The following is a 23,356-nucleotide window of genomic DNA, read 5'->3' on the forward strand; positions in this document are numbered from 1 at the left end:
TCCTCTGATGTCGATGTGGATGCCAGCCGGGCTCAGGTGCCGGGCTTCCAGATCTGGCCGATCGAAATGCTGGTGAGCTTCTTGCGCCGTCCATACCAGAGGTTGGCAACGCCGCGCGAAATGAACACCGACGAGAAGATCGAGGTCGCGATACCCAGGCAGTGCACCACCGCGAAGCCGCGGATCGGGCCCGAGCCGAAGATCAGCAGCGCCAGGCCGGCGATCAGCGTGGTGACGTTGGAGTCGAGAATCGTGGCCCAGGCGCGGTCGAAGCCGGTGGCGATCGCCGCCTGCGGCGAACTGCCGTTGCGCAGCTCCTCGCGGATGCGCTCGTTGATCAGCACGTTGGCGTCGATCGCCATGCCCAGCGTGAACGCGATAGCGGCAATGCCGGGCAGCGTCAGCGTGGCCTGCATCAGCGACAGCAGCGAGATCAGCAGCAGCAGGTTGACCGCCAGCGCAAAGACGCTGAAGAAACCGAACAGCATGTAATAGATCACCATGAAGACGGCGATCGCCGCAAAGCCGTACAGCGTCGAATTGAAACCCTTGGCGATGTTTTCAGCGCCGAGCTGCGGGCCGATCGTGCGTTCCTCGATGATTTCCATCGGCGCGGCCAGCGAGCCGGCGCGCAGCAGCAGCGCGAGTTCGGTCGATGCTTCGGCCGAGCCCATGCCGGTGATCTGGAAGCGCGCGCCGAGTTCGTCGCGGATCGTGGCGACCGTCAGCACCTCGCCCTTGTTCTTCTCGAACAGCACGATGGCCATCAGCTTGCCGATCTTGTTGCGGGTGCCTTCGCGCATCCGGCGCCCGCCGTCGCCGTTCAGGTCGACGCCGACCGCGGCCTGCTGGTTCTGGTCGAAGCTGGCGGTGGCGTTGGAGATGTAGTCGCCGGTGATGATCGGCTCCTTGTACAGCACCACCGGCGCGCCGCGGCCGACCTTGAACAGTTCCGAGCCGAACGGGATGGCGGCGGTTTCCTCGGTGCCGCGGCTGACGGACTCGTCGACCAGCCGCACTTCCAGCGTGGCGGTGCGGCCGATGATGTCCTTGGCGCGGGCCACGTCCTGCACGCCTGGCAGCTGGACCACGATGCGGTCCGCGCCCTGGCGCTGGATCAGCGGCTCGGCCACGCCCAGCTCATTGACCCGCTTGGACAGCGTGGTGATGTTCTGCTGGACCGCGTCTTCCACCGTGTTCTTCAGCGCTTCCGGGCGCAGCGTGCCGACCAGCGACAGGTCGGCGCCGCTGCCGGCGTCGGTCAGCACCAGTTCGGACAGCTGCGAGGCCAGCGCCTCGCGGGCGGTGTTGCGGGTGGCTTCGTCGCGGAAACGCACTTCCACCGCGTCGCCGCGGCGGTTGATGCCGGCATAGCGCACCTTCTTGTCGACCAGGATGCTGCGCACGCTGGTCTGCAGGCCCTGCAGCCGCTTGTTCATCACGGCCTTGGTGTCGACCTGCATCAGGAAGTGGACGCCGCCGCGCAGGTCCAGGCCCAGGTACATCGGGAATGCATGCAGGCTCTGCAGCCAGCGCGGCGTGTTGGGCAGCAGGTTGAACGCGACCAGGTAGGTCGGGTCGGCCGGGTCGCGGTTGAGTTCCTTCTCCAGCAGGCCCTTGGCCTTGAACTGGGTGTCCGTGTCGGCGAAGCGCACGCGCACCGAACCGAGGTTGCCTATGGTTTCATAGACGATGCCCTGCGCCGGCACGCCGGCTTTTTTCAGCGCATCCTCCACCAGGCCGGTCACGCTGTTGTCGACCTTGACGGTGGCCTTGGCGCTGCTGATCTGCAGTGCCGGCGACTCGCCGAAGAAATTGGGGAGGGTGTAGATCACGCCGAACAGCAGCGCAATAACGATGACGATGTATTTCCAGACGGGATAGCGGTTCATGGCATGGAGCGTTCAGGTAAGGCTTGCTGCGGTGGGGATGCCGCCGCAGGGCGCCGGCCGCGCCCCGCTGCGCTGGTTTTTACAGCGACTTGATGGTGCCCTTCGGGAGCAGCGTGGCGACGGCCACTTTCTGCACGACGACTTCGGTGCCGTTGGCGATTTCCAGCGTGACGTAGCCGTCCGCCACCTTGGTGATCCGGCCCAGCATGCCGCCGACGGTGACGACTTCGTCGCCCTTGGCCAGCGCTTCCATCATGGACTTCTGTTCCTTCTGGCGCCGCATCTGCGGGCGGATCATCAGGAAATACAGCACCACGAACATCAGGATGATGGGGAGGAAGCTGGTCAGGCTGCTTTCGAGCCCGCCCGCACCGGCCGCCGCCTGGGCGTATGCATTCGATATGAACATTTGTACCACTCCACCTTGTAGTTTTAAAAGACCCGGCATTTTAGCACCGCTGGAAAGGTTTCCCGCGCAGTACAAACCGGCATTGAATTTCGGCTTTTCCTGCGCTCGCCGGGCTGCGGCCCCGGTGAAAGCGGCCTGCGTTACGGCCGCCGCGCTGCGACAGCCCCGCCGTTCACGCGCCGCGCGCCCGCTCCGCGTGAAAGCGCAGCCGGAACGCCTGGAATTCGCCGGCGTCGATGGCGTCGCGCACCTGGCGCATCAGGTCGAGGTAGTAATACAGGTTATGCACGGTGTTGAGCCGCGCGCCGAGGATCTCGCCGGCCCGGTGCAGGTGATGCAGGTAGGAGCGCGAGAAATTGCGGCAGGCATAGCAGCCGCAGGTTTCGTCCAGCGGACCATCCTCGTCCTTGTAGCGGGCATTCTTGATCTTCACGTCGCCGAAGCGGGTAAACAGCCAGCCGTTGCGCGCATTGCGCGTGGGCATCACGCAGTCGAACATGTCGACGCCGTTGTTGACGCCCTCGACCAGGTCTTCCGGCGTGCCCACGCCCATCAGGTAATGCGGCTTGTCCGCCGGCAGGCGGGGGCCGATGTGCTGCAGCACCCGCATCATGTCTTCCTTGGGCTCGCCGACCGACAGCCCGCCGATGGCGATGCCGTCGAAGCCGATGTCGTTCAGGCCGGCCAGCGATTCGTCGCGCAGGTCTTCGTACATGCCGCCCTGGACGATGCCGAACAGCGCATTCGGGTTCTCCAGGCCGTCGAATTCATTGCGCGAGCGCCGCGCCCAGCGCAGCGACATCCGCATCGACTGCGCGGCTTCCTCGCTGGTGGCGGCGCGGCCGTCTATCTCGTACGGCGTGCATTCGTCGAACTGCATCACGATGTCGGAGTTCAGCGAGCGCTGGATCTGCATCGAGATTTCCGGCGACAGGAAAAGCTTGTCGCCGTTGATCGGCGACGCGAACTTCACGCCCTCCTCGGTGATCTTGCGCATCGCACCCAGCGAAAACACCTGGAAGCCGCCGGAGTCGGTCAGGATGGGCTTGTCCCAGCCCATGAATCGGTGCAGGCCGCCGAAGCGGTCGAAAGTGCCGGTGCCGGGCCGCAGCCACAGGTGGAACGTGTTGCCGAGGATGATCTGGGCGCCGATTTCCTTCAGTTCCAGCGGCGACATCGCCTTCACGGTGCCGTAGGTGCCGACCGGCATGAAGATCGGCGTTTCGACTTCGCCGTGGTTCAGCGTGATGCTGCCGCGGCGGGCGTTGCCGTCGGTTTTTTTGAGTTTGAAATTAAGCATGGCTTGTGCAGGTCAGGAGCATGGCGTCGCCATAGCTGAAGAATCGGTAGCGCTGTTCTATCGCATGCCGGTAGGCGGCGCGCATCGTGTCGTAGCCGGCGAAGGCGGAAACCAGCATCAGCAGCGTCGACTTGGGCAGGTGGAAGTTCGTGATCAGGCGGGTGACCGTGCGGAAGGCGTAGCCGGGCGTGATGAAGAGCCGGGTGTCGGCGCTGCCCGCGGCCAGTTCGCCGCCCTGCGAGGCTGACTCCAGCGCACGCAGGCTGGTGGTGCCGACGGCGACCACGTTGCGGCCGGCCGCGCGGGTTTCGCGCACCGCGTTGACGGTCTCCTGGACGATCGTGTACCACTCGCTGTGCATCTGGTGCTGGTCGAGGTTTTCGACGCGGACCGGCTGGAAGGTGCCGGCGCCGACATGCAGCGTGATATAGGCCAGGCGCACGCCCTTCTGCTGCAGGCGCTCCAGCAGCGGCAGGTCGAAATGCAGGCCGGCGGTCGGCGCGGCGACCGCGCCGGGTTCCTTGGCATAGACGGTCTGGTAACGCTGCTCGTCATGGCTGTCGGCCGCATGCTCGATATACGGCGGCAGCGGCAGCCGGCCGTGGGCGTCGATCAGGCTGAAGACGTCGTCGGGGAAATGCAGCGTGTAGAACTCGCCGGCGCGTTCGCCGACGATGACGTCGAAGGCGTCGGCCAGCCGGATACGCACGCCAGGAGGCGGCGACTTGGACGCGCGCAGCTGGGCATGAACGGTGCGGTTATCGAGCACCCGCTCGACCAGCACTTCCACCTTGCCGCCGCTTTCCTTGACGCCGAAAAAGCGGGCCTTGAGCACCCGGGTATTGTTGAATACCAGCAGGTCGCCGGGGGCCAGCAGGTCGACGATGTCGGTGAAGGCGCGGTCGGCGAGCGCGCCGTCGGGCGCCACCTGCAGCAGGCGCGACGCGCTGCGCTCGGACAGCGGAAGCTGGGCGACCAGTTCCTGGGGCAAATCGAAATCGAAATCGGACAGTGAATACATGCGGTGCGGTGGGTATCGGAGCGGGCCTGGAACTGCTATGGTTACAGGTTTGCAAAACAGGCGGCAGAGGCGTACGCCAAAGCGAAAACCCGCTATTTTACGCTGTGTCGCGCTTTCTCCCCAATGCCAGCCACCAAGCAAGTCCCAGCCAAGTCCAGCAAGCCGGCCAAGCCGGCCAAAGCCGCCAGCCGGCTCGAGGACAGGCTCGCCCGCCTGGGCCTGAAGTCCGACATGGACCTGGTGCTGCACCTGCCCATGCGCTACGAGGACGAGACCGAAGTCGTCGAAATCCGCCAGGCCGGCTTCATGAGCGGCAGCCCGGCGCAGGTCGAGGGCGTCGTCACCGCGTGCGACGTGCAGTACCGGCCGCGCCGGCAGCTCGTCGTGACGATGGAAGACGCGTCCGGCCCGCTGATGATGCGTTTCCTGAATTTCTACGGCAGCCAGACCAAGCAGTTTACCGTCGGCAACCGGATACGCGCGCGCGGCGAAGTGCGGCACGGCTTCTTCGGCCCCGAGATGGTCCATCCGAACTACAAGGTCGTGACCGAGGGCGCGCCGCTGCCGGACGTGCTGACGCCGGTCTACCCGGCCGGCGAGGGCGTGTCGCAGACGTCATTGCGGCGCGCGATCGCCGAGGCGATGGCGCGGCTGGACTGGCAGGACACGCTGCCGCCGGCCATGCTGGAATCGCTGCAGCTGATGCCGTTCGAGCAGGCGGTGCGCCTGCTGCACAATCCGCCGCCCGACATCGACGAAAGCGCGCTGGAAGACCGTTCGCACCCGGCCTGGCTGAGGATGAAATTCGACGAGCTGCTGGCGCAGCAGCTGTCGCTGAAGCGGGCGCAGGATGCGCGCCGGGCCAAGGGCGCGGTGCCGCTGACCGTGATGGGCAGGCTGTCGGACGCCTTCCTCGCCGGCCTGCCGTTCAAGCTGACCGGCGCGCAGCAGCGGGTGCTGGACGAGATCCGCGCCGACCTGCGCGCGTCCTACCCGATGCAGCGGCTGCTGCAGGGCGATGTCGGCAGCGGCAAGACCGTGGTCGCCGCGCTGGCGGCAACGCAGGCGATGGACAGCGGCTACCAGGCCGCGCTGATGGCGCCGACCGAGATCCTGGCCGAGCAGCATTTCCGCAAGATCGCCGCCTGGATGGAGCCGCTGGGCGTGAAGGTCGCATGGCTGACCGGCAGCCTGAAGAAAAAGGAAAAGCAGGAAGCGCAGGCGCTGATCGAGTCCGGGGAAGCCCAGCTCGTCATCGGCACCCATGCGCTGATCCAGGACGCGGTGCAGTTCTCGCGGCTGGGGCTGGTGATCGTCGACGAGCAGCACCGTTTCGGCGTCGGCCAGCGCCTGGCGCTGCGCAACAAGGGCAAGGACGGCAGCGTCGACGACGCCACCGTGCCGCACCAGCTGATGATGTCGGCCACGCCGATTCCGCGCACGCTGGCGATGACCTACTACGCCGACCTCGAAGTGTCGGTCATCGACGAGCTGCCGCCGGGCCGCACGCCCATCGTCACCCGCGTGATCGACCAGAACCGGCGCGACGAGGTGATTGCGCGGGTCCATGCGGCGGCGCTCGAAGGCCGGCAGGTCTACTGGGTGTGCCCGCTGATCGAGGAATCGGAGGCGCTGCAGCTGCAGACCGCGACCGACACCCATGCGACGCTGACCGAGGCCCTGCCCGACCTGAACGTCGGCCTGGTCCACGGCCGCATGAAGCCGGCGGAAAAGCAGGCGGTGATGGAGTCCTTCATCCGCGCCGACACGCAGGTTCTGGTGGCCACCACGGTGATCGAGGTCGGCGTCGACGTGCCCAATGCGTCGCTGATGGTGATCGAGCATGCCGAGCGTTTCGGCCTGTCGCAGCTGCACCAGCTGCGCGGGCGGGTCGGCCGCGGCTCGGCCGCCAGCGTCTGCGTGCTGCTGTACCAGAGCCCGCTGGGCCAGGTGGCGCGGCAGCGGCTGGGCACGATGCGCGAGACCACCGACGGCTTCGAGATCGCGCGGCGCGACCTCGAGATCCGCGGTCCCGGCGAATTCCTCGGCGCCCGCCAGTCCGGCCAGGCGCTGCTGCGCTTCGCCGACCTGGAAACCGACCAGTGGCTGGTGGAGGAAGCCCGCAACCAGGCCCAGCGCCTGCTGCGCGAAGACCTGGCGACGGTCGCCGCGCACCTGGCGCGCTGGCTGGGGTCCAAGGAAGATTACTTGCGGGTTTGACGGCAACCAGGCTGCAGACTGACAGCTACCTATGCGAATATTGTCCCCATGACACTTACTGAACTCAAATATATCGTTGCCGTCGCCCGTGAAAAACATTTCGGCCATGCCGCCGAAGCCTGTTTTGTCGCGCAGCCTACCCTGTCGGTCGCAATCAAGAAGCTCGAGGACGAGCTGGGCGTCACCATCTTCGAGCGCGGCGGTTCCGAGATCTCGATGACGCCGCTGGGCGTGCAGATCGTGGCGCAGGCCGAGCGGGTGCTGGAGCAGACCGCGGCGATCCGCGAGATCGCCAAGCAGAACAAGGACCCGCTGACCGGCCAGCTGCGCCTGGGCGTGATCTACACGGTCGCGCCCTACCTGCTGCCGCAGCTGGTGCGCAGCATGATCGAGCGCGTGCCGCAGATGCCGCTGGTGCTGCAGGAAAATTTCACCGCCAAGCTGGTGGAGATGCTGCGCCAGGGCGAACTCGACGCCGCCATCATGGCGCAGCCGTTCCCGCAGCAGGGCCTCCTGGTGCAGCCGCTTTACGACGAACCCTTCGTGGTGGCGATGCCCGCCAGCCACCCGTGGTCGGACCGCAAGCGCATCAATGCGGCCGACCTGAAGAACCAGACCATGCTGCTGCTGGGGAATGGCCACTGCTTCCGCGACCAGGTGCTGGAAGTGTGCCCGGAGATGGCGCGCTTCTCGACTACCGGCGACGGCATTGCCCGCACCTTCGAAGGCTCGTCGCTGGAAACCATACGGCACATGGTGGCGTCGGGGATCGGCATCACCGTGCTGCCCAAGGCGTCGGTGCCGGACATGCAGGCGCACGACGGCCTGCTGCGTTACGTGCCGTTCGAAGAGCCGGTGCCGACCCGCCGGGTCGTGATCGCCTGGCGCAAGAGCTTTACCCGCCGTGCGGCGATCGAGGCGGTTCGGGAGGCGATGATGTCATGCGACCTGCATGGGGTGACGCTGCTGAACGACGCGCCGGTGGAAGAAGGCTGAGAGGGGGAAAAGCGCCGGTTCGCAGGCGGCTGCCGAAGGCGTATCGCGCCTTCCCGCGCTGCGAATCCGGATGCAGGGCCGGCCAGGCGGCCGTCCCTGCGCTGAAGCTTACTGGTTGCCCTTGTTGGCGCGCTCGAAGCGCACCAGCAATTCGTCGCCGCGCTTGACTGCCGCGTCCAGCGCTTCCTGCGGCGTCTTCTTGCCGGCCCAGACGTTTTCCAGTTCCTCGTCGACCACGGTGCGGATCTGCACGAAATTGCCGAGGCGGATGCCGCGCGACTTTTCGGTGGTCTTGACGATCATCTGCTTGACCGCGACGTCGGTGCCCGGGTTCTTTTCATAGAAACCGGACTGGCGGGTCAGGTCGTAGGCTGCCTTGGTGATCGGCAGGTAGCCGGTTTCCTGGTGCCACTTGGCCTGGATTTCCGGCTGCGACAGGAACTTGAAGAACTTGGCTGCGGCCTTGTACTCATCCGGCTTCTTGCCGCCCATCGCCCACAGCGAAGCGCCGCCGATCACGGTATTCTGCGGCGCGCCGGCCACGTCGTTGTAGTAAGGCAGGGGCGCCACGCCGTACTTGAACTTGGCGTTCTTGGAGATGTTCGCATAGGCGCCGCTGGACGAGGTCACCATCGCGCAGTCGCCGGAATAGAACGAGGCTTCCGGCTCGTTCTTGCGGCCGTTGTAGACGAAATAGCCCTGCTTGGCCCAGTTCGACAGGTTGGTGATGTGCTTGACGTGCAGCGGGCTGTTGAACTTCAGGCGCGTATCCAGGCCGCCGAAGCCGTTGCCCTTGCTGGCGAACTCGACGTTATGCCAGGCCGAGAAGCTTTCCAGCTGCACCCACGACTGCCAGCCGGTGGTGTACGGGCATTTCTCGCCGCTGGCCTTGAGCTTGGCGGCCGCCGACACGACTTCCTGCCAGGTCACCGGCGCCTTCTCCGGGTCCAGGCCGGCTTTCGCGAACTTGTCCTTGTTGTAGTAGAAGACCGTGGTCGAGCTGTTGAACGGGAAGGACAGCATGTCGCCGTTCGGCGCGGTGTAGTAGCCGGCGACTGCGGGCACGTAGACCGACGGGTCGAACTTCTCGCCGGCTTCCTTCATCACCTGGCTGATCGGCATGATCGCGCCCTTCGAGTACATCATGGTCGCGGTGCCGACTTCGAACACCTGCAGGATGTTCGGCGCATTGCCGGCGCGGTAGGCCGCGATCGCTGCCGACATCGATTCGTCATACGCGCCCTTGTAGACCGCGTTGACCTTGTAGTCGGACTGGCTCTTGTTGAACTGGTCGGCCAGCGCGGCGACGCGCTCGCCGAGTGCGCCGGTCATCGAATGCCACCAGGTGATCTCGGTGGCTGCCTGGGCGGAAGCGCCTGCGCACAGCAGGACGGTGGCGACGGTAATGGCGCGGATGCGGTGTTGCATGTAGGGGTCTCCTGAAATTGCCGAATGGTAGCTGCCTTGCATGACAGGACTGTTACCGGCTTGCGGTTCCGGTCCTGACAACGGCAGCGATTATAATTTGCCTTTTGTACAACCTGGGCGAATGCCGGCTTATTTTAAAGCAATGTCGCGATTTCAACTCTATATTCGCCTTGTTCGCCTCGACAAGCCCATAGGCATCCTGCTGCTGCTGTGGCCGACGCTCTCCGCGCTCTGGCTGGCGTCCGCCGGACATCCGCCGTTTCATGTGGTCGCGATCTTCACGCTGGGCACGGTGCTGATGCGTTCGGCGGGCTGCGCCATCAACGATTACGCGGACCGGGACATCGACCGCCACGTCAAGCGCACCGCGGAACGGCCGCTGACCTCGGGCCGCATCGCCGCCTGGGAAGCGGTGCTGGTGGCGGCGCTGCTGGCGGTCGTCGCCTTCGTGCTGATCATGCCGCTCAACACCCTGACCAAGCTGCTGTCGGTGGCCGCCGTGGCGATTGCCGCCAGCTACCCGTATTTCAAGCGTTTTTTCGCGCTGCCGCAGGCCTATCTCGGCATCGCCTTCGGTTTCGGCATCCCGATGGCCTATGCGGCGGTGCTCGGCACGGTTCCCGCGCAGGCCTGGCTGCTGCTGCTGGCGAATATCTTCTGGGCGCTGGCCTACGACACCGAGTACGCAATGGTCGACCGCGACGACGACCTGAAAATAGGCATACGCACCAGCGCGATCACGTTCGGCCGCCATGACGTTCTGGCGGTCATGCTGTGCTACGCGGTCAGCCTCGGCATGGTCACCGCGGTCGGCCTCGACGCCGGCCTGGGCGCCTGGTTCGTCGCCGGCATGCTGGTCGCCGCCGGCATGGCCGCCTATCATTACACGCTGATCCGCCACCGCGAACGCATGCCGTGCTTCGCCGCCTTCAGGCATAACAACTGGCTGGGCGCGGCGGTCTTTGCCGGCATCGCACTGGATTACGCGATGCGCTAGAGCATTTTCATGCTGGCTTGAACCAGAAGCGCCGCTTCTGCGCAGCGACAGTTGCGGTTGACGTTCCGCGCAGTTGCAGTTGCAGTTGCAGTTGCAGTTGCAGTTGCAGTTGCAGTTGCAGTTGCAGTTGCAGTTGCAGTTGCAGTTGCAGTTGCGGTTGCGGTTGCGGTTGCGGTTGCGGTTGCGGTTGCGGTTGCGGTTGCGGTTGCGGTTGCGGTTGTGGTTGTGGTTGTGGTTGTGGTTGTTTTTGCAGTTGCCCGCGCAGCGACGGTTGTCGTTGCAGTTGCGGTTGTGGTTGTTTTTGCAGTTGCCCGCGCAGCGACGGTTGTCGTTGCAGTTGCAGTTGCTTGTGAAGTGGCCGTTGCCGTTGCAGTGAATCCCCGTTGATGACGCCACGTCGCTGGTGCCGAAATCGGATAAAGAAGCGTCCGCTGTCTGAGCGCCAGCGAGTTTCGGACGCTTCCCGATTTCGGTGCCAGCGGCGTGGGCACCCCGCGCAGCGGGGCGGCATCTCCGGGGTCGCCTTCTCTTGCCTACTTCTCTTGGCGAAGCAAGAGAAGTAGGTCGGCTGCCGGGCCGAAACCCGGCTAGGTCGTCCGGCAGGACACACGTATCGCTTCACCCGCCCGCCGGCGTACCGTCGCGAAGCCGCTTCTGCAGTTTGCGACGGCTGCACGTCAGGAGAACGCGCCACAGCGCAAGGCGCCGATGCTGCGTCTGCTGACGGGTGAAACGTTGAGGCTTCACTGCCGTGGGGAGTAGCCGGGTGTTCGGCCCGGCAGCCGCCCCGCTTTTTTGCTTCGCCAAAAAAGTGGGCAAAAAAGGCGACCCCTACGAGGGCGGTCCGCTGCGCGGACTACACGCGCCACCAGCACCTGAAACGGGAAGCGTCCGAAACTCGCTGGCGCTCAGACAGCGGACGCTTCTTTATCCGTTTCAGGCACTGGCGACGCGTCGCCCTCTAACGGGGTTCACTGCAACGGCAACGGCAACCGCAGCGGCAACGGCAACGGCCAATTTAAAAGCAACGGCACCGGTCGCTGCGCGGGCAACGGCAACTGTCGCTGCGCGGAGGAAGAAATATCGCTTACAGGCCGGCTGGGGCAAGTCAGAACGAACTTGCTCTAGCAGTGTGTTCGCCTCGGCTGGCTTATACCAATCCCAACCCATAAACGCGCCATGAAATCGCGTCTTTTTCCGCCTGGCCGCGTTGCACTCGTCGTGAATAGCCTGCTATTCACTCCTCCTGCGCCTTGCCAGACGAAAAAATCCATCGATTTCATCCGGCACGTTATGGATTGGGATTGGTATTAGGCGCTAGGCGGCGGCAGTCACCGCGCCGCCTGTCGTTCAGTCCTTGCCGAACTCCTCGCCCAGCTCCCTGCCCCGCTCCGCCGCCGCGCGCAGCGCCCGCACGATGGCATCCTTCACGCCGGACGCTTCCATGCTGGTCAGCGCCGCATGCGTCGTTCCACCCTTGGACGTCACCCGCTCCCGCAGCACCGACACCGGGTCCGGCGATTGCGCGGCCAGCTGCGCCGCGCCGGTGAAGGTGGCGATCGCCAGCTGCGTTCCCTGCTCGACGGTCAGGCCCATTTCCAGCGCCGCCTGCTGCATCGCCTCGATGAAATAAAACACATAGGCCGGCCCGCTGCCGGACACCGCCGTCACCGGGTCGATCAGGCTTTCGTCCTCCAGCCAGACCGTCGCCCCGACCGCGCGCATGATGGCGTCGGCCGCCTCGCGCTGGCTGGCCGACACGCCGGGCAGCGCCGCCATGCCGGTAATGCCCTGGCCGATCAGGGCCGGCGTATTCGGCATGGTGCGCACGATGGCGCCATGACCGCCCAGCCAGCGCGACAGGTCCGCCCCGCGGATGCCGGCGGCGATCGACAGCACCAGCTGCCGCCTGATGAATGGCCGCAGCTGCGCGGCGACCTCGCGCATCTGCTGCGGCTTGACCGCCAGCACGATGACGTCGCTGGCCGCCACTGCGTCATCGATCTGCGGCGCGGCCGTAATGCCGAACTGCTGCCGCAGCCGCGCCAGCGCGTCGGCATTGATGTCGACCACATGGATATTCGCGCCGGCGGTCAGCTTGCCCGCCAGGCCGCCCAGCAGGGCCGACGCCATGTTGCCGCCGCCGATAAAGCTGATCTTCAAATCATTTTGCATAGTGTCGTTCTCCAAAAATGGCGGTGCCGATGCGGACCATGGTGGCGCCCTCGGCGACTGCCGCGTCGAGGTCGGCCGACATGCCCATCGACAGCGTGTCTAGCGCCAGGCCGTCCGCGCGCAGCCGGTCGGCCAGCTCGCGCAATGCGCGCAGCGGCCGGCGCTGTTCGTCATCCGTCGACGCGGGTTCGGGAATCGTCATCAGGCCGCGCAGCCTGAGGCCCGGCAGGCCCGCCACCGCGTGCGCCAGCGCCGGCAGCTCCTGCGGCGAACAGCCGCTCTTGCTGGCTTCGCCGCTGACATTGACCTGGATGCATATATTCAGCGGCGGCATGTCCGCCGGGCGCTGCTCCGACAGACGCTGCGCGATCTTCAGGCGGTCGACCGAATGCACCCAGTCGAAATTTTCGGCGATCGGCCGCGTCTTGTTGCTTTGTATCGGGCCGATGAAATGCCATTCGATGCCGGGCGCGCAATCCTTCAGCGCGGCGATCTTGTCCAGGGCTTCCTGCAGGTAGTTTTCACCGAACGCGCGCTGGCCCGCGGCATAGGCCTGCATCAGCACGTCCGGCGAAATTGTCTTGGATACGGCTAAAAGTGCGATCTCCGAAGTGTTACGGCCGGCATTTCGCGCTGCAGCAACAATCTGTGAAGTTACCGCTTGCAGCTTTTCCGCTATGTGGGACATAATTTAATGACTTACGGAAACATTTTGGTTTATTCAACGCTTTTCACGACATCGTCATGATGCGGCTCCGGGCCGGCGCACTCCGCAGGTTCCGGATTTTCCATCGTGTGCGGGCCAGGGATTATAAATGGACATCTCCGAACTACTCGCCTTCTCCGTCAAGAACAAGGCTTCCGACCTGCACCTGTCCGCTGGCCTGCCGCCGATGATCCGGGTGCACGGCGACGTGCGCCGGATCAACCTGCCGCCGCTGGAGCACAAGGATGTGCACGGCATGATCTACGACATCATGAACGACGGCCAGCGCAAGGCCTACGAGGAGCACCTGGAGATCGATTTCTCGTTCGCGATCCCCGGCCTGGCCCGCTTCCGCGTCAATGCGTTCAACCAGGACCGCGGCGCCGCGGCCGTGATGCGGACCATCCCGTCGACCATCCTCAGCCTCGAACAGCTGAATGCGCCGAAGATATTCGCCGACCTCGCGCTGAAGCCGCGCGGCCTGGTGCTGGTCACCGGCCCGACCGGTTCCGGCAAGTCGACCACGCTGGCGGCCATGGTCAACCATGTCAATGAAAACGAGTATGCGCACATCCTGACCATCGAGGACCCGATCGAATTCGTGCATGAATCGCGCAAGTGCCTGATCAACCAGCGCGAGGTCGGCGTCCACACCCACTCGTTCTCGGCGGCGCTGCGCTCGGCGCTGCGCGAAGACCCGGACGTGGTGCTGGTCGGCGAGCTGCGCGACCTGGAGACCATACGCCTGGCGCTGTCGGCGGCCGAGACCGGCCACCTGGTGTTCGGCACGCTGCACACCTCGTCGGCCGCCAAGACCATCGACCGTATCGTCGACGTGTTCCCGGGCGACGAAAAGGAAATGGTGCGGGCGATGCTGTCGGAGTCGCTGCAGGCGGTGATCTCGCAGACGCTGCTGAAGACCAAGGACGGCAACGGCCGCGTGGCCGCGCATGAAATCATGCTAGGCACGCCGGCCATCCGCAACCTGATCCGCGAAGCCAAGATCGCGCAGATGTATTCGGCGATACAGACCGGCGCCAACCTCGGCATGCAGACGCTGGACAGCTGCCTGGCCGACCTGGTGCGCCGCAACGTGATCTCGGTCGGCGCCGCGCGCGCCGCCGCCAAGACGCCGGACAATTTCCCCGGCTAGGCGCATCCCGCAGCCCGCCCGGCACTCAGCACATACCAAGGATCCAGAATGGAACGCGAACAGGCCACCAGGTTCATGCACGACCTGCTGAAGCTCATGCTCAGCAAGAACGGGTCCGACCTGTTCATCACCACCGACTTCCCGCCCGCCTTCAAAATCGACGGCAAGATGACGCCGGTGTCGAACCAGCCGCTGACGGCGGGCCACACGCTGGAACTGGCGCGGGCCATCATGAGCGACAAGCAGGCGGCCGAGTTCGAGGCAAGCAAGGAATGCAATTTCGCCATCAGCCCGGCCAACCTCGGGCGCTTCCGCGTGTCGGCCTTCATCCAGCAGGGCAAGGTCGGCATGGTGCTGCGCGTGATCACCACCGCGATCCCGAAGATGGATGATCTCGGCCTGCCGCCGACGCTGAAGGACGTGGTGATGACCAAGCGCGGCCTGGTCATCATGGTGGGCGCCACCGGCTCCGGCAAGTCGACCACGCTGGCGGCCATGGTCGGCCACCGCAACGAGAACAGCTACGGCCACATCATCACGGTGGAGGACCCGGTCGAGTACATCCATCCGCACAAGAACTGCATCGTGACCCAGCGCGAGATCGGCGTCGACACCGCCGACTGGGGCACCGCGCTGAAGAACACCCTGCGCCAGGCGCCCGACGTGATCCTGATCGGCGAGATCCGCGACCGCGAGTCGATGGACTACGCGGTCGCCTTCGCCGAGACCGGCCACCTGTGCCTGGCGACCATGCATGCGAACAGCGCGAACCAGGCGCTGGACCGCATCATCAACTTCTTTCCCGAAGAACGCCGCCAGCAGCTGCTGATGGACCTGTCGCTGAACCTGAAAGCGATGATCTCGCAGCGCCTGGTGCCGCTGAAGGACACCAAGGGACGCTGCGCCGCGGTCGAGATCATGCTGAACTCGCCGCTGGTGTCCGACCTGATCTTCAAGGGCAATGTCCACGAGATCAAGGAGATCATGAAGAAGTCGCGCGAGATCGGCATGCAGACCTTCGACCAGGCGCTGTTCGACCTGTACGAAGGCGGCCGGATTTCCTACGAAGATGCGCTGCGCAACGCCGATTCGGTCAACGACCTGCGGCTGTCGATCAAGCTCAACGGCAAGGAAGCGAAGGACCGCGACCTGACGGCCGGCACCGGCCACCTCGGCATCGTCTGATACGCGGCGGCGCCGCAGCATCATCGGCTGCCAGGCAACTGGCAGCTTGATAAACGCACCACTTCAGCATTACCGCCCCACTTCTACTGCATCGTCCACGGCAATCCGCCAACTGTGACGCCGCTCAATGCTGCGTTTGTGCAGTCTCAAAAGCCCGCGTCCAACCCGGCCCCAAGCTGCGGAGCTTGCGGGAAAGCGTGTCTCCGGCCGTCAATGGCAGCCGGCGCAGCCCCTGCATGCCCGTCGCAGGACGGGCATGCCCACCCCATGGAACAGGCTTTTCTGCGACATGCTTCCCGCGGCCCAAAAACCGCAGCAGAAAAAGGGGACAACAGGCATGGACAGCTCCACTTCAAGCACCGGCGCTTCGGCACGCCGCCGCACCCGACCGGATACGGACGCCAGCGACTCGGCGCCGCTGCGGCATACGGATGACGGGCCGGATGCGCCGGCCAGTTCGGACGCGGCGGAGGCCACCGTCTCCATCGGCAGCTTCCAGCGTTCGCAGACGCGCCGCCATGGACGTCCGGAAAACATCGGCGCGTTGAGCGAAAACCCGCGGGTCGAGCGCCAGATGCAGCAACTGTGCAATGAGCTGGAAAGCAATACCCGCAAGATCGTATCCCTGAGCAACCTGGCCAACCGGCCCGAAGGCAAGGGTAACGGCGCCCGCATCGCCGCGCTGCGCCTCCGGCAGCGGCAGCTGACGATCCAGCTGAAGGACTGCATGCGCATGCTGGACCCGAACCTCAGCGGCACCGTGATGGAGCGCGCCAAGAGTCCTGCGACGGCCGACCTCGAACAGACCGCCTTCCGGGTCTGGGAAGACTACCAGCGCACCCAGAAGGCGAGCTGGAGCAAGTACCTGTGGACCATCCTGTCGGGCGGCATCGCCTACGGCATCCCGTTCGGCACCGGCACCATGCTGGCGCGCGGCCTGGAACGGCCTTACCTCGTGCTGCTGGCCGGCCCGCTGCACACGCTGGCCGAACCCCTGTGGAGCATGGTGCGCGCCACCACCTGGACCAATCCGGCCTCGGAAGCCTATACCGGCCGCCAGCGCGCCCGCGCCCGCGCCAACGGCGACGCCTGGCGCTATCTGGCCAATGTGCCGCCCAAGACCAAGATGCTGTGGATCGACCCCGTCAGCGGCAAGCGCGTGCTGCTCACCGCCGCGCAGGCGCTGGCGACCAACCAGGAACTGTGGCTGTGGCTGCACAAGATGGTCTCGGACGACCTGCCGTTCTTCATCTTTTCGATGCTCTACTCGGCCAAGAACGTGCTGGGCGATATCTATGGGCCGGCGCTGTTCGACCGCACCACGCCCGAGGGCATGCGCAACGACCTGCTGGCGCAGTTCAGCGACGGGTTCATCTGCGGCGCCACGTCCATGCTGCTGGGGCAGCTGATACGCCGGCTGATCGCCACCAGCACCGGCGGCGTCCAGGTCGTCACGAAAAGGGTGCACGACTGGCACCTGCAGGCGACGTACCTGAAGTCCTATGCCGAGGATATCAAGGACATGCTGGCGACCGGCAGCGTGCCCGAGGACGACGCCCGGCTGCTGCGCGCCAAGCTGCGCGAGGTGGAAACCGAACTCGTCAAAGCCAGCGCGAAGTCGACGCTGGCCGGGTCGATCGGATATGAATACAGCGTCATGTTCCAGGCCAAGCGGCTGGCGTCCAACACCGACCCGGACACCCCCGGAAAGCGGCTCGACACCTTCTGCAACATGCTGGGCAAGACCACTACCTTGCTGCCCAGCCTGGGCGCCACCTACCTGTGCCAGCCGTTCGGGAAGTCGCCGGACCGGATGACACGCATGATCGCGCACCTGGTCGTGCCGTTCAGCCTCGTCACCTGGCCCGGTTTCGCGATGCGCACCGAACTGCAGGACTGGTACCGCTCGCTGTTCGGCGCCTGCAAGGGCGTTGCCAGCGCGATGCGGGCCGGCTGCTGCTGCAACGGCGACGATGCAGACGACGATGCCGGCTTCGCCAGCGACGACAGCGATGGCGAGGAAGCGCCCGGGATGCCGGCCGACAGCGATGCCGGCAGCGGCCGCGCGGTCGACATCGAGCCGGACGGCGGCGCCAGCGCGCCGAATGGCACGAACAGCGATGGCGATAGTGACGACGATGGCGATGGCGATGGCGATGGCGTGCTCTGGCTGGCTGCCGACGCGCCGCGCGCCGAAAGCTGAACGTCCAGCGCCGCAGGAGGCCGGCATTGCGCTGAACCCCGCTGAAGGTCTCGTTACTCAGCCGCGTCATGGTCGAAGGACCGGGGCGCCGCCGCATCGTCATTCCGCAACGCCGTCATTCCGCAGCGCCGCGGCGCCCCGACATGTCGTCCGACCGTTCACCCATCGGCACTCCCGAAGCGCCGATGACCTCCGGAGAAACTCATGAAAGAAACCGAATTCAGGCGCCTGTGCCACAGGGTCTGCGTCGCACTCCAACTGCCCGACGCCGACGCGCTGGGCGCACATGGCCGCGTCGAGATCGACGGGGTCGACATCGCGCTGTTCTTCGACGAACTGGTCAACCCCGACATGCTGTTCTGCTATGTCGACATGGGCCCGGTGGCCGAAGGCTCGCGGATGGAAATATACGGACAGCTGCTCACCATGAACCTGCTGTCCGGCGCCAAGACCAACGGCGTCTACTCGCTCGACCCGGCCAGCGGCAACGCCATTTTCGTCGTCCATTTCATGAATCCCGAAACGCTGGACGCAGCGCAGCTGGCCGAGGCCTTCCAGGTCTATGCAACCCAGACCAACAGCCTGCGCGCGCTGCTGGCCGACGACGCGCCGGACGAACCCGGTACGGGCACGCTCAGGGCAGCCGGCATGGCGGCCGGCCGCAACGCATCGATGGTCGACCTGGCCTGAAGCGGCGATGTACAGTCCAACCCGCACCCGCTCCAGCAGCACGACGCCCATCCTGCAAAACCATCGCGGCTCAAAGCCCGGCGACAGCGCAGCGGACGTCGGCATCATGATCGAGGACAACCGGCAGGACGACAGCATCGAACTGCAGTCCATGCGCGCCGTGCCGGCCCGCGCGCGGGCGGCAGGCCGGAATGGTCCCGGCCTTGCCTACGACGCAACCATGGAAAGCAAGCTGGTCCGCAGCCGGCGCAAGCTGGAGCTGGCCAGTTTCAGGCTGAACCAGGTGCATGCCGCCGGCGGCAACGTCGCGCAGCTCACGACCAACCTGAACCGGCTCATCGAGGAGCTGAGCAACTTCGTCTCGATCGCCGACCCGGCCCAGCTGCTCGATGACGTGATGAGCCCGGCCACGATCCGGGCGCGGGCCGCCTACTTCAAGGAACTTGGCGAATTCGAGGCCGCGGTGCGGGCCGGATCCGCCAAGCATGCATGGAACCTTGCCGCCGGCGGCGCCGGCAACGCCATCGCGTTCGGCATCGGCGGCATCGTGAGCACCGCAACCGGCAACCCGTGGCTAGGCTTGCCGGTCAACACCCTGCTCTGGACCTTTGTCGAACCGCTGGTCAGCATGCTGCGCGCGACGACCTGCACCAACCCTTACCTCGACCTTTACATGGTCAGGCAGCGGCTGCAGGCACGCGCGGCGAGGGAAGCGCTGGACGGCACCGCCGGCCTTGAACGCAACCGCAAATTTGCATGGACCAACGCGGACAGCGGCAAGACCGAATGGCTCAATGCGGCCGACTGGCTGTCGCGCACCAGCTGGCTGACCTTATGGAGCGGCAAGCATCTGACCGACGATGTGCCGTGCTACCTCTATACCCTTGCCTATGGCGCCACCAACAGCCTGCCCGAATTCGCGCCGGCGGCGCTGTTCGGCAGCGTCGACACCGCCCGGTGGATGCGCATGGGCTTTCGCACCGGCGCCGGCGTGCTGACCGGCGCCGCCTTGCAGGAATGCGTGCAGCTGCTCAGGGCATCGCAGCTCGACAAGACCGGCGGCAGGGAAACCGTCACCAAGACCACCGCCCTGTGGCAGAAGGAAGCAGCTGTCGTCCGCCTGGTGCTGGACGATATCGACGCCAGGCGCAACGCCGCGGACCTGACGCCGCAGCAGAAACAGGGCTACGCGATGCTGCATCGCTCTTTCACGCTATGGCACAGGAAGGCTGTCGCCAAGTCCGCCATGCTCAGCTCCATAGGCTATGAATGGAGCGCAATGCTGCAGCCCAAGCGCGAGGCGATCGGCATCGACCCCGAGGTGCCGGGCAAAAGGCTTTACACCGCCGCGAGCTTCATCGGCAAGGGCCTGTCGCAGCTACCCGGCCTGGCCACTGCGCAGATGGCCGCCGAGGTAGTAAAGTCGCCGGTCGCCTGGATGCGCTGGGTAGGCTACGTAGTGCCGCCTTTCGCAATGATAGGTGCGGCGGGCTTTATCGCCCGGCGTGAGCTGGAGGTGCTTGCGCATACCATGCTGAGCGCGGCGCATGGTGTTGCCCGGCGATGCTGTGGCGGGCACGAAGCGGAAGACTGAACGGCGCCAGCCAGGTTCGCCGCTGGCCGGTGCGGCATCGAACCCGATCCGATGCCGCACGGGCAGGTCAAGATGCAGGCCAGCGAAGACTGGGCTGCAGCTATGCGACCGAGGCACTACATCTATAAGCGCCTGAGCTACTAAGCTACTCTACCAAGCTACTGAGCTACTGAGCTACTGAGCTACCAAGCTACCAAGCTACTAAGCTACTAAGCTACTGAGCTACTAAGCGTCAGGATTCGAACCTGGCTTTGCGTTCGTTGATCGGGGTTGCGCAAGCACCCGCATTGCTGCATCCAATAGCGCGTTGATCGCCGGGTGCGTCGGTAGCGAAGCCGCACCAACGGGCAACCTGGCGGCATCAGCCATGCGCTCAAGCTCGCGTTCGTTGCTGCTGTAATACGTGCTGATCAATCTTCCGTGAGCGTTGAGCGAATAAAGCCGGAGCGCTGTCCAACGCTGTTTCGCTTTCATTCCTTGTCCAGTGTCCGGCACGATTGCCATCATCCGGCCAAGAGTGTCGAGCGCAGCGACCCTCGTCAGTCCGCTTGGAACGCATAACAGGTAGGGAATGACATCCCGCGTAGCAAACTCGAGGCGCTCGGCAGAGCGCAACTGCATGTTGGCCTGCATGAGCGCCTGCAAGGCCACTGCATCCGGCGGGTCCATCCTGGAAATGCTGACGCACAGTTGCTCCATATGCGACATCTCACCCCTCTCCCAGGCTGCAGTAGCCAATTGCCTGAGCATGGCCAGTCTTTCGAGTGGTTCGGTCCAGCCTTCCACGCGCTCGATCAAAAGTTTGACGACGTCCGTCCGGAACAGGCTCGTCGCAAGGGGCGCCAGGTCAAGCGCCAGTAGCGCGTCCGGAATCGCCATGATCAGATCCCGGCCATCTATCTCTGCCTGCTTGTGCATCGCCGAATCTTTACCGGCAAAGGCAAGCGTGATGGAAAGAAGCGCGGCCTGGCAAGTCACCGATTTGTCCGGGAAGAGTAATAAGGCCTTTCTTGCGAACGCGGCCTTGAGGTTGGCGACCTGCTCCCATCCGGCATGTTTTCGCAGCACTTCCGTACCACCGTCGATCACGGAAAAGGTGTCGGTGCAGTGATTGCACAACATGGTCAATGCACGGTCGCCGGCTTCGCTGTCCTGCATGCCATTTGCGCTATCCATCGCAGCAAGCAGGCTGTCCAAGTGGTTCAAAAGCTGTGGGAATGGAACCGAGGCCGGGTCGATATCTTCGGCAAAATAATGGGCGGCAATGCGTATTTCTTCGTCGGTGACGGGCCAGAACTTCTCCAGTTGCGGCTCGCATTCCGACCTGTTCTGGTAAGCATGAATGCACAGCGTCATGCACGCCTGCCTGGTGGCTGGCCCGCACTGTTCGCCGATCGCGTTGCATTGTGCCAGCACGAACTGCATCGCATCGGCGTGCATTGCCGCCGGCAGTTGCGACAATGTGCCGATCAGCTCCATGAGCAGCGAATGCTTCAGTGCGGCTGGAAAAGCCCTATTCATGCAGTCGTTGATCAGGCTCGTCAAATGGCGTTCAACCTGCTCCGAGGACGTGGCCGTTACCTTGTTCCTGATCCGGGTTTGCACCATGCCGGCAATGCGCAGGTAATCGGTGCCGGCGAGATAGTTGCGGTTGATTAGCTTGAATGCATTGCGCGTCGTTTTCACCGGCAGGTGATGGAGGATTGAGTGCAGTAACTCGCCAGGCAACTGCTCCAGGGCGGCGGGGGCTGCAACGCTGCAGGTCAGGCTGGAAATGTCGTTCCTGGCTTCGACGCTCGATTCCATTGAATGAAATCGACGAACGATTGGCTCCAGCAACGCAATGAGTTCAAACTTCATCGCCGCACGAGCGCTGAACGGCGTACCGGAAGGGAATTTGCACGCAAGGTCCAGCAATTCCTGGGCGAGATCCATCATCCGGCGGCGCACAGGCTCGTCGCCGGGCATCGACGTGCCGAACGTCGCTGCAATCAGTTTCTTGTAAGAAGCGAGGCAGTTGCTCAGTTCTGCACGTGACTGTGGTTCACCGATGGAACCGGTATCGGATTCCGCATAATCGAATAGGTAGCGCGAGGTCATCAGGACCAAGGAAAACCTTTCTCGTTCGGTTGTTGGCAGTGCGATCAATGAAGGAACGAGTTCCCGCACGATAAATTCAACGCGCGCCGGGCCAACAGTATCGGCATGCTGGTTCAAGAGGCCGCGTACCGTGTCGACGCTGGGTGGAAGCAGCGCACTGACCAAGGCGCACAGGCGGTTCATCTCCTCGAAATCGCCCTTGTCATAAGCAGCGCTGGCAAGCTGGCTCAGCATGGTGGCCCTGCATTGCAGATCGGGCGATGCGCAAGCCCGTTGGGTAAGCGCCTTCACCACACCGGCGCGATACAGCGCCTTGCTGATCGTCTTCCAGTGGGCAAGCAATGTGTCATCCGGCGTTTGCCGGATCAGGCGGCAAGCGGTCCTCACCGCGAGGCGATACGCGTCACGGTCCTTCGCCGACACTTCCAGCGCAAGCGAGAGCAGCGCAGCCTGCGCCTGGATCGGCTGCGCCGGCAACATCCGCATGGCGGTTTGCGCCATATTGCTGCGCAAGACTTGCGACCGTTGGAGGGCACCGCGCTGGCGGAACTCCTCGTCCATCAGGTTGAACATGATGAATGTGTTCATGCCATGACGGCACATCCGGCTCAGCAGACGGGTGCGTTCGTCGGCGTCGGCGACTTTTTCCGCCCAGCCCAGGGCGGAACACAGGTTTTCCATGTGGCTCAGCATCTGTTCGGTCGAAGCGACAGTGCGATCGAGGCCGTAGTTGAAGTGCTTGGCGGCCAGCGCCGCTTCCTCGTCGTCCGCCGGCTCGAAGCCCGGCAACTGCGCTGCTGTCGTACTGCGGTGCTGGTAAGTCGTAATGCATCGTTCCATGCATTGTTCCCTGACTTCATGGTCTGCCTTCTCCCCCAGCATCTTGCTGGAAGCCAGGACCAAACGCATGGCCACCGGAAGATCGGCAATGGGCAGCGCAGGCAACAGGTCGACCAGTTCGATGAACAGCGAGGTTGTCGTACTTGGCGGCAGCCTCTGATCCATGCAGTCATGGACCAGAACGGTAAAGCGTTGCAAGGCCTGAGCCTGCGTTCGCTCTGCAGCCATGCTCCTGATCCGCGCCCTTACCAACCCGGCAACGCGCAAATAGTCGGTGCTTGCCAGATAACCCCGGGAAAGCAGCCTGAACACATTACGGGCGCCCTTGATGGGCAGGTAATGGAGGATGTGCTGCAGCACATCTTGCGGCACCTGATCGAGCCCGGAGGCGGGGGTTGTGAAGGCCGTATGCGTTGAGACGGGATGTGCAAGTTTGTCCATGTGCAA

17 protein-coding genes are annotated in these 23,356 nt (G+C 64.5%); 8 read left to right on the forward strand and 9 right to left on the reverse strand.

Features of this window, described 5'->3' with window-relative positions; genetic code table 11:
- Window positions 1-32: 32 nt before the first annotated feature.
- The 4 genes from secD to queA form a co-directional block, all read right to left on the reverse strand.
- Window positions 33-1,892 (reverse strand): protein translocase subunit SecD, encoded by a 1,860-nt coding sequence (gene secD / locus QOL82_RS16530; protein ID WP_283443402.1) that lies wholly within the window; start codon window positions 1,890-1,892, stop codon window positions 33-35.
- Window positions 1,893-1,971: 79 nt separating this feature from the next.
- Window positions 1,972-2,301 (reverse strand): preprotein translocase subunit YajC, encoded by a 330-nt coding sequence (gene yajC, locus QOL82_RS16535; protein ID WP_283443403.1) that lies wholly within the window; start codon window positions 2,299-2,301, stop codon window positions 1,972-1,974.
- Between the two features lie 172 nt (window positions 2,302-2,473).
- The gene (gene tgt, locus QOL82_RS16540) at window positions 2,474-3,601 is read right to left on the reverse strand and encodes a tRNA guanosine(34) transglycosylase Tgt (RefSeq protein ID WP_283443404.1); all 1,128 of its coding nucleotides are present in this window, start codon (window positions 3,599-3,601) and stop codon (window positions 2,474-2,476) included.
- Window positions 3,594-4,622: a tRNA preQ1(34) S-adenosylmethionine ribosyltransferase-isomerase QueA gene (queA, locus tag QOL82_RS16545; protein ID WP_283443405.1), complete on the reverse strand. Its 1,029-nt coding sequence runs from the start codon at window positions 4,620-4,622 to the stop codon at window positions 3,594-3,596. The genes tgt and queA overlap by 8 nt, the downstream gene beginning before the upstream one ends.
- A gap of 123 nt (window positions 4,623-4,745) precedes the next feature.
- Here queA and recG point away from each other — a divergent pair, with 123 nt between their 5' ends.
- The gene (gene recG, locus QOL82_RS16550; protein ID WP_283443406.1) at window positions 4,746-6,842 is read left to right on the forward strand and encodes an ATP-dependent DNA helicase RecG; all 2,097 of its coding nucleotides are present in this window, start codon (window positions 4,746-4,748) and stop codon (window positions 6,840-6,842) included.
- 48 nt (window positions 6,843-6,890) lie between these two features.
- Window positions 6,891-7,838, forward strand: a complete 948-nt coding sequence (locus QOL82_RS16555) for a hydrogen peroxide-inducible genes activator (protein ID WP_283443407.1) — start codon at window positions 6,891-6,893, stop codon at window positions 7,836-7,838.
- Between the two features lie 108 nt (window positions 7,839-7,946).
- Here QOL82_RS16555 and ugpB read toward each other — a convergent pair whose 3' ends face one another.
- Window positions 7,947-9,266: a sn-glycerol-3-phosphate ABC transporter substrate-binding protein UgpB gene (ugpB, locus tag QOL82_RS16560; RefSeq protein ID WP_283443408.1), complete on the reverse strand. Its 1,320-nt coding sequence runs from the start codon at window positions 9,264-9,266 to the stop codon at window positions 7,947-7,949.
- 142 nt (window positions 9,267-9,408) lie between these two features.
- Between ugpB and ubiA the strand changes: the two genes are divergently transcribed.
- Window positions 9,409-10,263 carry a 4-hydroxybenzoate octaprenyltransferase gene (ubiA, locus tag QOL82_RS16565; protein ID WP_283443409.1) on the forward strand — a complete coding sequence of 285 codons (855 nt, stop codon included), beginning with the start codon at window positions 9,409-9,411 and terminating at the stop codon, window positions 10,261-10,263.
- Between the two features lie 7 nt (window positions 10,264-10,270).
- Here ubiA and QOL82_RS16570 read toward each other — a convergent pair whose 3' ends face one another.
- The 3 genes from QOL82_RS16570 to QOL82_RS16580 all read right to left on the reverse strand — a co-directional run bounded on the left by QOL82_RS16570 (window position 10,271) and on the right by QOL82_RS16580 (window position 13,126).
- On the reverse strand, window positions 10,271-10,774 hold the full coding sequence (locus tag QOL82_RS16570; RefSeq protein ID WP_283443410.1) for a hypothetical protein: 504 nt from the start codon (window positions 10,772-10,774) through the stop codon (window positions 10,271-10,273).
- 839 nt (window positions 10,775-11,613) lie between these two features.
- Window positions 11,614-12,438: a pyrroline-5-carboxylate reductase gene (gene proC / locus QOL82_RS16575; protein ID WP_283443411.1), complete on the reverse strand. Its 825-nt coding sequence runs from the start codon at window positions 12,436-12,438 to the stop codon at window positions 11,614-11,616.
- Complete coding sequence (locus tag QOL82_RS16580) at window positions 12,428-13,126, reverse strand: YggS family pyridoxal phosphate-dependent enzyme (RefSeq protein WP_283443412.1); 699 nt, start codon at window positions 13,124-13,126, stop codon at window positions 12,428-12,430. The genes proC and QOL82_RS16580 overlap by 11 nt, the downstream gene beginning before the upstream one ends.
- A gap of 127 nt (window positions 13,127-13,253) precedes the next feature.
- Here QOL82_RS16580 and QOL82_RS16585 point away from each other — a divergent pair, with 127 nt between their 5' ends.
- The 5 genes from QOL82_RS16585 (at window position 13,254) to QOL82_RS16605 (ending at window position 19,969) form a co-directional block, all read left to right on the forward strand.
- On the forward strand, window positions 13,254-14,297 hold the full coding sequence (locus QOL82_RS16585; protein ID WP_283443413.1) for a type IV pilus twitching motility protein PilT: 1,044 nt from the start codon (window positions 13,254-13,256) through the stop codon (window positions 14,295-14,297).
- A gap of 48 nt (window positions 14,298-14,345) precedes the next feature.
- Complete coding sequence (locus QOL82_RS16590; RefSeq protein ID WP_283443414.1) at window positions 14,346-15,482, forward strand: PilT/PilU family type 4a pilus ATPase; 1,137 nt, start codon at window positions 14,346-14,348, stop codon at window positions 15,480-15,482.
- 337 nt (window positions 15,483-15,819) lie between these two features.
- On the forward strand, window positions 15,820-17,685 hold the full coding sequence (locus QOL82_RS16595) for a hypothetical protein (RefSeq protein WP_283443415.1): 1,866 nt from the start codon (window positions 15,820-15,822) through the stop codon (window positions 17,683-17,685).
- A gap of 204 nt (window positions 17,686-17,889) precedes the next feature.
- Entirely contained in the window at window positions 17,890-18,375 is a 486-nt protein-coding gene (locus QOL82_RS16600) for a type III secretion system chaperone family protein (protein WP_283443416.1), read from the forward strand.
- Between the two features lie 7 nt (window positions 18,376-18,382).
- Window positions 18,383-19,969 carry a hypothetical protein gene (locus QOL82_RS16605; protein WP_283443417.1) on the forward strand — a complete coding sequence of 529 codons (1,587 nt, stop codon included), beginning with the start codon at window positions 18,383-18,385 and terminating at the stop codon, window positions 19,967-19,969.
- A 225-nt stretch (window positions 19,970-20,194) separates the two neighbouring features.
- Here the strand turns inward: QOL82_RS16605 and QOL82_RS16610 are convergent, their stop codons facing one another.
- Window positions 20,195-23,350 carry a hypothetical protein gene (locus QOL82_RS16610; RefSeq protein WP_283443418.1) on the reverse strand — a complete coding sequence of 1,052 codons (3,156 nt, stop codon included), beginning with the start codon at window positions 23,348-23,350 and terminating at the stop codon, window positions 20,195-20,197.
- Window positions 23,351-23,356: the final 6 nt, after the last annotated feature.

Origin of the sequence: Noviherbaspirillum suwonense (assembly GCF_900182955.1) — a bacterium.
Taxonomy (GTDB): domain Bacteria; phylum Pseudomonadota; class Gammaproteobacteria; order Burkholderiales; family Burkholderiaceae_D; genus Noviherbaspirillum_A; species Noviherbaspirillum_A suwonense.